6 protein-coding genes are annotated in these 13,480 nt (G+C 67.3%); 5 read left to right on the top strand and 1 reads right to left on the bottom strand.

Going from position 1 to position 13,480, the window contains the following annotated elements; genetic code table 11:
• Window positions 1-5: 5 nt before the first annotated feature.
• Window positions 6-2,933, bottom strand: coding sequence for a bifunctional [glutamate--ammonia ligase]-adenylyl-L-tyrosine phosphorylase/[glutamate--ammonia-ligase] adenylyltransferase (gene glnE / locus C936_RS0104235; protein ID WP_018649235.1), 2,928 nt, complete (start codon window positions 2,931-2,933; stop codon window positions 6-8).
• A 433-nt stretch (window positions 2,934-3,366) separates the two neighbouring features.
• Between glnE and C936_RS0104230 the strand changes: the two genes are divergently transcribed.
• The 5 genes from C936_RS0104230 to C936_RS0104210 all read left to right on the top strand — a co-directional run bounded on the left by C936_RS0104230 (window position 3,367) and on the right by C936_RS0104210 (window position 13,466).
• On the top strand, window positions 3,367-4,404 hold the full coding sequence (locus C936_RS0104230; protein ID WP_018175313.1) for a Fe(3+) ABC transporter substrate-binding protein: 1,038 nt from the start codon (window positions 3,367-3,369) through the stop codon (window positions 4,402-4,404).
• A 217-nt stretch (window positions 4,405-4,621) separates the two neighbouring features.
• The gene (locus C936_RS0104225) at window positions 4,622-6,301 is read left to right on the top strand and encodes an iron ABC transporter permease (RefSeq protein WP_018649234.1); all 1,680 of its coding nucleotides are present in this window, start codon (window positions 4,622-4,624) and stop codon (window positions 6,299-6,301) included.
• Window position 6,302: 1 nt separating this feature from the next.
• Window positions 6,303-7,418, top strand: coding sequence for an ABC transporter ATP-binding protein (locus C936_RS0104220; RefSeq protein WP_018649233.1), 1,116 nt, complete (start codon window positions 6,303-6,305; stop codon window positions 7,416-7,418).
• Window positions 7,419-7,590: 172 nt separating this feature from the next.
• Window positions 7,591-9,321: an autotransporter assembly complex family protein gene (locus tag C936_RS0104215; protein WP_018649232.1), complete on the top strand. Its 1,731-nt coding sequence runs from the start codon at window positions 7,591-7,593 to the stop codon at window positions 9,319-9,321.
• On the top strand, window positions 9,318-13,466 hold the full coding sequence (locus tag C936_RS0104210) for a translocation/assembly module TamB domain-containing protein (RefSeq protein ID WP_018649231.1): 4,149 nt from the start codon (window positions 9,318-9,320) through the stop codon (window positions 13,464-13,466). The genes C936_RS0104215 and C936_RS0104210 overlap by 4 nt, the downstream gene beginning before the upstream one ends.
• The last annotated feature ends 14 nt before the right edge of the window (window positions 13,467-13,480 follow it).

The following is a 13,480-nucleotide window of genomic DNA, read 5'->3' as shown; positions in this document are numbered from 1 at the left end:
TCCCTCTAGGCGTTCTTGTTGGCGGCCGGATCCGGCGCGCCGAACAGGTCATTCCAGGTTTCGATTATGCGGTCGCGCACCGCCAGCAGCTCGTCGTCCGGCTCCTCGACCCGGGCCTCCCGGCCCGCCAGCGTCAGGCGATGGATGCGGTTGCGCAAATCCCGATAGGCATCCGCCAGCACCTCGCTCAGGTCCTCGCCGATCACGCCCTCGCGCCCGAGGGTCTCCAACGTGCGGATCTTGTCCGGCCAGTTGCAGACGGCGGGATGGTCGTGGGCGGATACCAAAACCCAGTATTGAACCATGAATTCGATATCAGTGATACCGCCCCGGTCGCGCTTGAGATGGAAGCCCTGGCCCTTTTTCGAGGCGTGCTCGGCCAGCATGCGCTGGCGCATCTCGACGACCTCCGCCCGCAGGGCATCGGTGTCGCGTTCGCGGGTCAGCACCTCGCGGCGCAGGGCATCGAACCGCTTGCCCAGCTCAGGATCACCGGCGACGAAGCGGGCGCGCACCAGTGCCTGATGCTCCCAGGTCCAGGCGGATTCGTCCTGATAACGCCGGAAGGCCTGCAGCCCGCTGACCAGCAGACCGGAGGTGCCGCTCGGGCGCAGCCGCGTATCCACCTCGTACAGCCTGCCGGCCGCGGTAAAGGCCCCCAGCAGATGGACCACGCGCTGCGCGACCCGGGCAAAGAACTCGGTGTTGTCGATCACCTTCGGCCCGGCGGTCTGCGCGTCCTCGCCCTCGGAATCATGCAGGAATACGACGTCCAGATCGGAGCCATATCCGAGCTCGAAGCCGCCCAGCTTGCCGTAGCCGATCACCGCGAAGCGCGCCGGGCGCAGGTCGTCGCCCTCGCCGCAGCGCGGCGCGCCGTGACGCTCGACCAGCTTGTCCCAGGCGAGCTTGAGCACCCGCTCGAGCATCACCTCCGCCAGCCAGGTCAGGTGGTCGGAGACCTTCATCAACGGCAGAAAGCCCATGATGTCGGCCGCCGCCACGCGCAGCGTCTGCACCTGCTTGAACTGGCGCAGGCGGTCCAGCATCTGCTCGTGGTCCTCACCCGGGAACTGCGCGAGCTCCGCCTCCAGTTCCTCGCGCATCCCGTCCCGGTCCGGCGGGGCATACAGGGCACGCGGGTCGAGCAACTCGTCCAGCAGGACGGGGAAGCGCGTCAGCTGCTCGCTGATCCAGGGGCTGGCCGCGACCAGCTTGACCAGCTGCGACAGCGCCAGCGGATTCTCGACCAGCAGCGACAGATACACCGAGCGGCGGGCGATGGTACGTACCATCTGAAGGGCGCGGGGCAGCACTGCGTCCGGGGCATCCATCTCGGCCAGGGCCCCGATCAGCAGCGGCATCAGACGATCCAGCCGTTGGCGTCCCGTGGTGCTCATCGCGCGCACGCCGGGGCTCTCGCGCAAATCCACGAGCCCCTCCAGGGCCGCTCCGGGGTCGTCGAAGCCGAGGGAGGACAAGGCCTCCCGTGCCACATCGTCATCCAGCGAGCCTTGCCACAGGCGATGCAACTGCTGTTCGCGGTCCGCCTCGGGCGAGCTGTCCATGGACTCGGCATCGTCGCGCTGCGGGGCGGTAAACACCTGTTCGAAGTGCGCATGCACCCGGCGCTGCTCGCGCACCAGCGCCGCCTCGAAGGTCACCTCGCTGTCGAATCCCAGCGACAGGGCCAGGCGGGTCCGGTCGCCGGCAGAGCGCGGCAGACGGTGGGTCTGCTGATCGTTGAGCATCTGCAGGCGGTTTTCGACCCGGCGCAGAAAGCGATAACTGCGCTCCAGTTGGTCGACCGCGTAGCCCGGCAGCAGGTCGCGCGCTCGCAGCACCTCCATCACGCCCAGCAGGTCTCGCCGTTGGAGGGCCTGGTCGCGCCCGCCGCGAATCAACTGGAACGACTGGGCGATGAACTCGATCTCGCGGATCCCGCCCTCGCCATGCTTGACGTCCTCGTAGCGCCCCCGCCGGGCGGACTCGTCGTTGATCATCTGCTTGAGTTCGCGCAGGTTCGCGAGCGTGCCGTAGTCCAGATAGCGGCGGTAGATGAACGGACGCAGACGCTTCATCAGCGCATCCCCCGCGGCCGCATCGCCCGCCAGCGGACGCGCCTTGATCAGGGCGTAGCGCTCCCACTCGCGACCATGCGCCTGGTAGTAGTCCTCCATCGCATCGAAGTGCATTACCAGCGGGCCCGAGTCGCCGAACGGGCGCAGGCGCATGTCCACGCGATAGCAAAAACCGTCGGCGGTCACCTCGGACAGCGCCGCGATCAGGGCACGCCCCAGCTTCTGAAAGTACGCACCGTTATCCAGGACCCGCTCGCCATCAGTCTCGCCGGACTGGGCGTAGGCGAAGATCAGGTCGATATCGGAGGAAAAATTCAGCTCACCACCACCGAGCTTCCCGAGCCCCAGCACGACCAGCGACTGAGGTGCGCCGTCGGCCCCACGCGGCTGCCCGTGGCGACCCTGGTAGTGGCGGTCGAGCCAGTCCAGCGCGCCCTGGATCAGGCCCTGGGCAAGCCGACTGAGGTCGTGCATGACCTCGTCCAGGTCCGCGCGCCCTTCCAGGTCCCGCCAGGCGATGCGGATCATCTCGCGATGGCGCACCTCCCGCAGCGCGTGCTTCAGCGGCCCCTCGCCCTCGGCCTTCTCCAGCGCGGCGCCCAGCATCGCGGCAAAGGCGTCGTCATCCCGCGCGGGCACCCGCCCCTTGTCATCCAGGGTGTCGAGCAGATAGTCCGGATGCCGACCCACCGTCTGGGCGAGGTAATGGCTGAAGGCCAGCGGGCTGGCCGACTGACCCGACAGGCTGCCGGGCCAGTCGGCCTTTTCGCCAAGGTCCTGCAATAGGTGCTCGACCTCCTCGTCCAGGAAGGGGGGCAGGGCTTCGGGGGTATCAGGCAGGGGCTTGTCCATGGGCCAAGCTTAGGGAAACACTGATCAATTTACACGCTCGCGCTCGAGTCGCTTTTGCGTGCGAACAAGGCGCGGCGACTGCCGTGCAGTCATTCTGCACAAGGGAGCCGCAACGCCGTTCCCGCGCCCGTTGTGATCAAAAACGGGCGGCCGAGCCCCTTCGGGGTTGGCACCCCAGGTTCCCCGATCCTGCGTTGCGCCGCTTGCGGGTAGAACCACTACCCGCTGCACGACGCGCCTTGTCTCGGAAAACCTGGGGTGCCAACGCGAGTGTGTAAATTGGTCAGTGTTTCCCTTAGGAAACACCGGCCGACGCGCATGCCACCCCCTTGGAAAGGTGCAAAGCCCCAACTCGGTGGCAGAAAATCGTTGACAAGGATGAGAACACAAATAACAATCGTTCTCGTCTAATTTGATCAATGGAAGATTCAGTATGTCGTTTCGCCCCCTTTCCTGGCTGGTGATGGCCGCCGCAGCCGTGGCCGTCTCCATGCCCCTGGTCGGCTGCAGCCCGGCCGACGAAGATGAAGTGAACCTCTACTCGGCGCGGCAGGAGAACCTGATCCAGCCCCTGCTCGAGCAGTTCACCGAGGAGACCGGCATCAAGGTCAATCTGGTCACCGGCAGCGCGGACAGCCTGCTGCAGCGCCTGCGCCACGAGGGACGCAACTCGCCCGCGGACGTGCTGATCACCGTGGACGCCGGGCGCCTGCACCACGCCCAGCAGGCGGGTGTGCTGCAGGCTGTGGAATCCGACACGCTGGCCGAGAACATCCCCGAGCGCTATCGCGATCCCGAAGGCGAGTGGTACGGCCTGTCGCTGCGCGCGCGCCCAATCCTCTATCACAAGGACCGGGTCGATCCGGACGACCTGTCCACCTACGAGGCCCTGACCGACGAGCAATGGGAAGGTCGTATCTGCATCCGCTCGTCCGACAACGTCTACAACCAGTCGCTGGTGGCCGCGATGATCGCGACCGAGGGCGCGGAGGCCGCCGAGGCCTGGGCCGCCGGCATCGTGAACAACATGGCGCGCCGGCCGCAGGGCGGCGACCGGGACCAGATTCGCGCGGTGGCCGACGGGGTTTGTGATGTTGCCATCGCCAACACCTACTACCTGGGGCTGATGCTGGACGGCGATGGTAGCGACCGCGATGTCGCCGAACAGATCGGCGTCTTCTGGCCCAACCAGGACGACCGCGGCACACACGTGAACATCAGTGGTGCGGGCGTAACGGCACATGCCCCGAACCGCGACAACGCCATCCGCCTGATCGAGTTTCTGACCTCGCAGGAGGCGCAACAGTGGTACGCCGAGGCAAACCAGGAATACCCGATCCGGGATGACGTGCCGGCCAGCGAGATCCTGCAGGGCTTTGGCGAGTTCAAGTCCGACGACATCGAGCTGCACCTGCTGGGCGACAACAATAGCGAGGCGGTGCGAATCATGGACCGCGTACGCTGGCGCTGATGCCCCTCGGGTCCACGCGTTTCGCAAGCCCCCGGCTCCGTCCGGGGGCTTACTGTTTCTGCGAAGCCTTTAATGGGGGAGCAGTCTTGGTGGTATTCGAAACAAGAACCTTTATTATTCGCACTCCATGAGCGCCCAGCCCTCCAACCCAGCCCTGCCCGCTACGCGAACCATTTCTCGGGGCCGGCCGCGACTGTCGTTCAGTCTGTGGTCGGTCGTGGCGATTACGGTGGCGCTGGTGCTCGCACTGCCGGTGCTGGTGATCTTCGGGCACGTGTTCATCCCCGCGGGCGAGGTCTGGGAACACCTGCGCCAGACGGTACTGGCCGATTACGTCACCAACTCCCTGGCCCTGCTGGTCGGTGTCGGCATCGGGGTGCTGCTGATCGGCGTCCCGGTCGCCTGGCTGGTGAGCATGTGCGAGTTCCCCGGACGCAGCATCTTTCAGTGGGCGCTGATGCTGCCGCTGGCGATGCCGGCCTACATCATCGCCTACACCTATACCGGCATGCTGGACTTCTCCGGGCCGGTGCAGAGCCTGATCCGCGACCTGACCGGGCTGGGCTACGGGGAGTACTTCTTCCCCGAGATCCGCTCGCTCGGCGGGGCGATGGTCATGCTGATGCTGGTGCTCTATCCGTATGTGTACCTGCTCAGTCGCGCGGCCTTTCTCGAACAATCGGTCTGTGTGCTGGAGGTCTCGCGCACGCTCGGTCAGGGGCCATTCGGCGGATTTCGTCGCGTGGCCCTGCCGCTGGCCCGCCCGGCGATCATCGCCGGGCTGACGCTTGCGCTGATGGAGGTGCTCGCGGACTACGGTACGGTCGCCTACTTCGGCATCAGCACCTTTACCACCGGCGTGTTCCGCACCTGGTACGGGCTGGGCGACCCAGCCGCCGCCGCGCAGCTCTCGGCGGTGCTGCTGACTTTCGTTTTCATACTCATCGTGCTGGAGCGCTGGTCGCGCGCAAAGGCCCGCTTCCATCACACCAGCCGCCGCTACTCCACCCTGCCGCGCTATCGCCTGCAGGGCTGGAAGGCCGCAGCGGCGTTCACCGCCTGCCTGCTACCGGTGGTGCTCGGGTTCCTGCTGCCCGCTGCCCAGCTCACGATCTGGGCGGCACAAACCACCGACCACTGGATGAACGCCCGCTTCGCCGAGCTGGTGTTCAACACCTTCTGGCTGGCGGTGGCCGCTGCCGTGATCGCAGTAGTCCTGGCCCTGGTTCTGGCCTACGCCAAGCGCATGCAAGGCGGGACCTTTACCAACCTCGCCGTGCGCGTGGCGGGCATGGGCTACGCGATCCCCGGCACGGTGATCGCGATTGGCGTGATGATCCCGTTCGCCGCCTTCGACAACGCCTTGGACGGCTTCATGCGCGACACCTTCGGGCTGTCGACCGGGCTGCTGCTGTCCGGCACCGTGTTCGCCCTGCTGTTCGCCTACGCGGTGCGCTTTCTCGCGGTCTCGCTGCAGACCGTGGAGGCGGGGCTGGGCAAGATCCAGCCAAGCATGGACGACGCCGCCCGTTCGCTCGGCATGCGTCCCCTGCAGACCCTGACCCGCGTACACCTGCCGATCATGCGCGGCACCCTGCTGACGGCGCTGTTGCTGGTCTTTGTCGATGTACTCAAGGAGCTGCCCGCGACGCTGATCCTGCGCCCGTTCGATTTCAACACCCTCGCGGTGCGCGCCTTCGAGCTGGCCGGCGACGAACGGCTGGCGGAATCCTCCAGTGCCGCACTGGCCATCGTGCTGGTCGGGCTGGTTCCCGTTATCCTGCTGTCGATGACCATCGGTCGCTCGCGGCCCGGTCAGGGCGCACCCGACCAGCGCCCGGACACCGAGGCCGACGCGCCACAGAAACCGCTCCCCATGCCCGCCGGTACGACCTGACATGACACAAGCCGCTACTTCCAACGCCGCCATCCAGGTCACCCATACGCCACTGCTGGAACTGGATAGCATCGACATCGGCTATGACGGCAAGGCTGTGGTGCACGGGGTCTCGCTGGCCCTGCCCGAGGGGCAGATCGGCTGCCTGCTGGGCCCCTCCGGTTGCGGCAAGACCACCCTGCTGCGCGCGATTGCGGGCTTCGAACCGGTGATGCGCGGGGCCATTCATCTGGGCGGGCGGGCCGTCAGCGAGCCCGGACACACTGTGCCCCCGGAACGCCGTGGCGTCGGCATGGTGTTCCAGGATTTCGCGCTGTTTCCGCACCTGAGTGTCGCCGACAACATCGCCTTCGGCATCCGCGACTGGAGCCGCGATGCACGTGCCGATCGCGTTCAGACACTGCTGAAGCTCGTCGGCCTGTCCGGATACGGCGACTCCTATCCGCACGCCCTGTCCGGCGGCCAGCAGCAGCGCATCGCACTGGCGCGCGCCCTGGCGCCGAAACCCGCGCTCCTGCTGCTGGACGAGCCCTTCTCCAGCATGGACGTGGAGCTGCGCGGTGACCTGGCCCGCGAGGTGCGGCGCATCCTGCGTGCGGAGCACACCACCGCGATCCTGGTGACCCATGACCAGCACGAGGCCTTCGCCTTTGCTGACCGCATCGCGGTGATCCACCAGGGCCGCATTGCGCAATGGGATACCGCCTACAACCTGTACCACCGCCCGGCCGACCGCTTTGTCGCGGACTTTGTCGGCGAGGGCACACTGATCCCCGGCATGGTATGCACCGAGGACCAGGTCGACACGGCCTTTGGCGAGATCCAGGGTTCGATGTCCGAGCAGCTCCCGCCGGGCACTGCGGTGGACGTGCTGGTACGCCCGGACGATATCGCCATCGACAACGAACAGGGCACGGTGCAAACCGAGATCCTGGACAAGGCCTTCCGCGGGGCTGACTTCCTCTACACCCTGAGGCTCCCCGACGGGATCAGCGTGCTGTGCATCGCACCCAGCCACGACAACTTCGTGATCGGCGAGCATGTGCGCCTGCGCCTGGACTTCACCCATCTGGTGGTGTTCTCGCGCGGGAGCGGAGTGGACTGCCCGAGCGTCTGAACCCAGGGGAGACACTGACGTGATCCTTGTCGGGAACTCACGTCCGCGGCAAGACACTGATAGGGACGCCCCCTTTTCCCAAAGCCCTGCGGCTTCCCGCTATCATCGATCCATGACCCTTCTTCCTCGCCCGCATCCATTTTCCCTGCTGCATGCGCATGCGGTTCGGCGGATGAGATGGATCGGGATTCTGCTGGCGCTGCTGGCATTCCCCCTGGCGGCCGACGAGGACAATGGCCCGGTACCGGGCCTGGTGCTGGAGGGCGGCACGGAGCTCCAGCGCGAGAACATTCGCAACAGCCTCAACCTGGCGCGTCAGCCCTGCGACCTGCCCGGCTTTCGCGAGCGCCGCCTGCTACGCGATATGGAGGAGCGAGCCCGCAATGCCCTGCGCGCCGTCGGCCACTACGATGCCGAACTGGACCTGAGTCTGGAACGCGACAACGACGGCTGCTGGGACCTGCACCTGACGTTCGATCCCGGCCCTCCGACCACAGTGGAAACCGTCGACATCCAGGTCACCGGCGAGGGGGTCGGCGATCTCGCGTTCGAGGCCGTACTCAGCCAGACCGACATCCAGGAAGGCGATGTCCTGCGCCATGACCGCTACGACACCCTGCGCAATCGCATGACGCGGATTGCGGCGGATCGCGGCTATTTCGACGCGGACCTGCACACCCGCCGCCTGGAGGTCGACCGCGAAAACCGCACCGCGACCATCCGCCTGCACATGGACACCGGGGAGCGCTACCGCATCGGCCGGGTCACGCTGGACCAGGACATCCTGGCGCCAGAGTTCGTCGAGCGCATGATCCCTTTCGAGGAGGGCGACCCCTACAGCTCCTCGCAGATCATCGCGCTGCAGCGAAACCTGAATGACTCGGGGTACTTTTCCGGCGTACGGGTACGCCCCCTGCGTGACGAGGCCGAGGACCGCCACGTCCCGATCGTGGCCGAGTTCGAGCCTCGTCGGCGGCACAGCTACGAGGCCGGCATCGGCTACTCCACCGATATCGGCCCGCGCCTGCGCTTTCGTTTCGAGAACCGCTATGCCAACAAGCGCGGTCACCGCTATCACGCGGAGCTGGAGGCCTCCCCGGTACGCTCCGGTGTGGGCTTCAACTACGCGATCCCGCTGCGTGACCCGCTGCGCGAGCAGCTGAACCTGTTCACGACCTACCGCACCGAGGACACCGATTCCCAGCAGTCGGACCGCTTCCAGATCGGGGCCAACCGCGTGCTGCAGCGAACCGGCGGCTGGCAAACCACCGAGGGCCTGCGCTACGAGTACGAGGACTACACCGTCGGCGAAGAGACGGATCGCAGCCGCCTGCTGATCCCGTCTTACCGCATCGGCCGCATGGAGGCGGACGACCCGATGACCCCACGCCGCGGCTACCGCTTCGATATCACCGTGCAGGGGGCCCAGGAAGAGCTGCTATCCAGCACCTCGTTCGCTCAGGTGCTGGCCAGCGGCAAAGTCGTACGCGCCATCGGCCCGGGACGGGTCCTGGCCCGCGCCGATGCCGGATTCACCGAGGTGGATTCGGTCCACGAACTACCCAGTTCCCTGCGCTTTTTCGCCGGCGGGGACGCCAGCATCCGCGGCTACGGCTACCAGAAGGTCGGCCCGACCAACGAGGACGGCGACGTGATCGGCGGGCGCCACAAGGTGGTCGGCAGCCTGGAGTACGACATCCCGGTTCGCGGCAACTGGAGCGCCGCCGCCTTTGTGGATGCAGGCAACGTCGTCAACGAATGGACCGAGTTCGACCCGGTCTACGGCGTCGGCGTGGGCGTGCGCTGGCGTTCGCCCGTGGGACCGATCCGCGTCGACTTCGCCCACGGCCCGGATTCCGATGACGACTTCCGCATCCACTTCTCCATGGGGCCGGACCTGTGAGGCGCCTGGGCAAGACACTGCTGTGGCTGATCGGCGGGGTCCTGCTGCTCCTGGTCCTGGTGATCGGGAGTTTGGTCGCCCTGCTCGCCTCCGAGAGCGGCACGCGCTGGCTGGTCGAACAGGCCGAGCAGCACGCCCCAGTGGATCTGCGCATCGAACGCGTGGAGGGCACGCTGTTCACCGAGCTCGCAATCCACGGTCTCTACCTGTCCCTGCCGGACGGCCCCCGCATCGAACTGGACGAGGGCCGCCTGGGCATCGACGCCCGCGCCGGCCTGCGCGGTGAGCTGCGGATCCCGGTTGTACATGCGACCGGGCTGCTGATCGACCTGCCACCCGAGGCGATCGATGACGACGAAGAGCCCTTCGAACTACCCGATGCGATCCGCCTCCCATTGGCCGTGCAGCTGGAGGATGTCCTGCTGAGCGACCTGCGGGTCTACCGCGAAGGCGAGCCGCTGGTCACCATCACGCAGATCGCGGCCCAGGCCCGCGCCAGCGGCGCCCTGATCGAACTCCAGCACCTCGACCTGGACATGCCGGAGATCCAGGCACGATTACAGGCGCGGGTCGAGACTGAAGGTGACTACGCGGTGAACGCCGAGGGCACCTGGACCTCGCCCCTGCCGGACGCCGTGGCCGAAGGCCTCGACACCAGCGAGGCACAGGGGCGGCTGGAGCTGGACGGACACCTGCGTGAGCGCCTGCGGCTGCATCACGCCCTGAGCGCCGGCATGGATCTGACCCTGCAGGCCGAGGTGGTCAATGTGCTGGAGGACCCGCGCTTCGACATCGAGGCCACCTGGACCCCGTTCGCCTACCGTCTCGCCCCGGACCAGACCGCGCATCTCGCCATGGGACGGCTGCGTGCTTCCGGCGAGCCCGACGACTGGTCGCTGGGCCTGGATGGCGGCGCCCGGCTGGACGACATGCCGGCAGTCGAACTCGTGCTACAGGCCCATGGCGATTTGTCCATGGCCGAGATCGAGTCACTGAGGCTGGATTCCGAGGCCGGACGCCTGGCGCTCGCCGGACCCATCCGCTTCGACGAGGTCCTCGACTGGGACCTGCAACTGGCGCTCGACGACCTCGACCCCGCCCCCCTGGGTCTGGAAATGGACGCCGGCCTGGAACGCCTGCGGGCCACCCTGCGGGGCCGCCTCCCGCTGGACGGCGAACAGACACCGCTCGCGGCCCTGGAAGCCGCGATCGACATCGACGAGCTGCGAGGCCACTTCGAGGACCACGCCCTGACCGGACAGCTGGGCCTGACGCTCGCGGACGGTACGGCCCGCCTGCGCGAGAGCGAACTCAAGGTCGACGAAGACGCCCTGACGGCCGCCCTCAGTGGACAGGTCGCGGGGCTGGGCGGGGACCTGTCCGATCCGGGGCACGCGCTGGATCTCGAAATGGATCTGGCACTGACCGCACCGGATCTCGCGCGCCTGCAGGAAGAGTTGGAAGGTCACCTGGATCAGCTGCGCATCGCCGTGTCCGGCCGCTATACCCCCGCCTCGGGACAGCTCCAGGCCCAGCTGCGCCTGGACCCCCTGCGGGCTGAAAGTCATGGCATTGGCGTGACCGGCGACGGGCGCGTGGACCTGACCGAGAGCGGCGCCCGGATCGATCGCCTGCGCCTGGCGATGGACGACGGCGGGCGCCTGGATCTGGCGGGAGACGTGGGCTGGGCCGAGGGTCTCGACTGGGACCTCGCACTGCAGGCCGAGGCATTGGACCCGGCCATCATCACACCCGAGGCACCCGGCCGCCTCGACCTGACACTCAGCACCCGCGGCGGGCAGGCCGAGGACGGCGTACTGCATCTGCAGGCCGAACTGGAGCGCCTGACCGGCACCCTGCGCGAGCAGCCGGTCGAAGGGCGCGGCCGAGCCGAGCTGGAAGGCGATGCCCTGACGGTCGAACAACTGGAGCTGGCGCTCGGCGCCAACACCCTGAGCGCACAGGGCCGCTGGACCGAGGTGCTGGATTTCCGCCTGCGGGTAGATGCCCCGGAACTGCAGCAGCTATGGCCCGACCTTGCGGGACAACTGAACCTGGATGCGCACGTCACCGGGTCTCCCGAGGCGCCACAGGTAGCGGCCGAAGGCGACGGTGCCGGCCTCCGGCTGGGGGATATCGCGCTGGCGCGGCTGCAGCTGAACGCCGAGGCCGGGCTCGCGGAAGACACCCCCGCCCGGCTGGACCTGCGGCTGGAGGACCTGGAACCGGCCACCGGGATCCACCTGGCCGACGTGCACCTGAGGGCCTCGGGGACCGTCGACGACCATCGCCTGGATCTGGACGTGGATGGCCGGGAACTGGGTACGCTGGCACTGGCGATGGCGGGGGGCTTCGACCTCGACGCCACGCACTGGAGCGGCCGGCTGACCCGCCTGGACCTGACGCAACCCCAGGCGGGCGACTGGTCGTTGCCGTCCCCGGTCGGCCTGGAAGGCGGCCCGGAGTCCGCAGACCTCGAGCGTCTGTGCCTGGCCCGGGAAGGCGGGCGAATCTGCGCCGAAGGTCGCTGGCAGGAGGCGACAGGCGGAGACTTCAGTGCACTCCTGGAGAACCTGGAGCTTGGCTGGCTGGAGCCCCTGTTGCCGCCTGAACTGGGCATCGAGGGGCAGATCAATGCCGAGGCCAGTGGCCGCCTGGATGAGCAGGGGCGCATCGACGCGGATCTGGCCGTACACCCGACGGATGGGCGCCTGATGGTGCGCGACGAGGATGGCGAGTTGCAGGATGTGCCCTACCGGGATGTCCATCTCGATGCGCGGGTACGCGACCGCGACGTGGATGTCGATTTTCGACTCGGCTTTCTCGATGGCGGTATCGCACGGGCGACACTCGAACTACGTCCCGACGGCGACGATACGCGCATCGATGGCGATTTCGAGGCCCGCCTCGATGATCTGTCCTGGATTGCGGCGGCAAGCCCCGACATTCAGCGCCTTCGCGGCGTGCTCGATGCCCGGCTGACCTTCGGTGGACGCCTGGACGCCCCGCTGGTCGAGGGCGCTGTGCGCTTTACCGACGGGGGCGTGCTGATCCCGGATGCCGGGATCGACATCCTGATCCCCGAGGTCACCGCCAACGTCGTCTCCGCCGAGGAGATGACCCTGGACGGGCGGCTGGAGTCAGGCGATGGCGCCATCGACCTCGCGGGTCGCGTGGACCTGGGGGACGATGGACCGCGTGCCGAGATGCAGCTGCGTGGAGAAGACTTCCTCGCCGTGAATCGGGTGGACGCCGAGGCGACGATCACACCGGACCTGGAGCTGGTGTTCACCCCCGAGGATGGCATCCGCGTGCGCGGGGAGGTGCTGCTGCCCTGGGCACGGATCCGTCCGCCGGACCTACCCCCGGGCGCGATCCGCGTCTCCGGAGACGAGATCATCCTGGGTGAGGAACTGGAAGAGGCGCAGGCGCTGAAGACGGATATCCGAATCCGTATCCGCCTGGGTGACGACGTGCGCTTTGACGGCCACGGGCTTACTGCACGCTTTGCCGGCGAGGTGGATGTCGAGGAGATTGCCGGGCGCCCCACCCAGCTGTTCGGGGAGATTCGCATCCCCGAGGGGCGCTTCAATGCTTACGGACAGGATCTGCGAGTCGACCGAGGCATCCTGCTGTTCCAGGGGCCTGCGGAAACACCGGAACTGGACCTGCGCGCCGTGCGCACGGTACGCGAGTACAACGTAACGGTGGGCCTCGAGATCGGCGGGACCCCGGACAACCTGCGCTCGAGGGTGTTCTCGGAACCCGCGATGGACGAGACCGAAGCCATGGCCTTTCTGCTGACCGGACGGCCACTCTCGGGGGCGTCGGAGTCGGACGGCAACATGATCGCGTCGGCGGCCGCGGCCTACGGCCTGGAACAAAGCGCGCTGATCACCCAGCGGATCGGGACGGAACTGGGGCTGGACGAGGTCACGATTGATACCGAAGGCGGTATCGAGGAGAGCGCCCTGACCCTGGGGCTGTATCTGTCCCCGCGCCTGCTGCTGCGCTACTCCGTGGGCCTGTTCGACAATACCTCGCGGGTGTTGCTGAGCTACGAGCTCAGCCGGCGGTTGACGCTGGAGACCTCCTCCGGCACCACCGAGCAGACGGTAGACCTCATCTACCGGATCGAACGCTAAGCCAGCCGAACCTT

The organism is Thioalkalivibrio sp. ALJ4 (genome assembly GCF_000377225.1).
In the GTDB taxonomy this organism is placed as follows: Bacteria; Pseudomonadota; Gammaproteobacteria; order Ectothiorhodospirales; family Ectothiorhodospiraceae; genus Thioalkalivibrio.
The sequence above is the reverse complement of the archived record's forward strand: the minus strand, read 5'-3'. Positions and strand labels throughout refer to the sequence as shown.

Bases quoted from the DNA above. Each gene is read 5' to 3' on its own strand.
- glnE (WP_018649235.1), bottom strand. From the start codon at position 2,933: ATGGACAAGCCCCTGCCTGATACCCCCGAAGCCCTGCCCCCCTTCCTG.
- C936_RS0104230 (WP_018175313.1), top strand. From the start codon at position 3,367: ATGTCGTTTCGCCCCCTTTCCTGGCTGGTGATGGCCGCCGCAGCCGTG.
- C936_RS0104220 (WP_018649233.1), top strand. From the start codon at position 6,303: ATGACACAAGCCGCTACTTCCAACGCCGCCATCCAGGTCACCCATACG.
- C936_RS0104215 (WP_018649232.1), top strand. From the start codon at position 7,591: ATGAGATGGATCGGGATTCTGCTGGCGCTGCTGGCATTCCCCCTGGCG.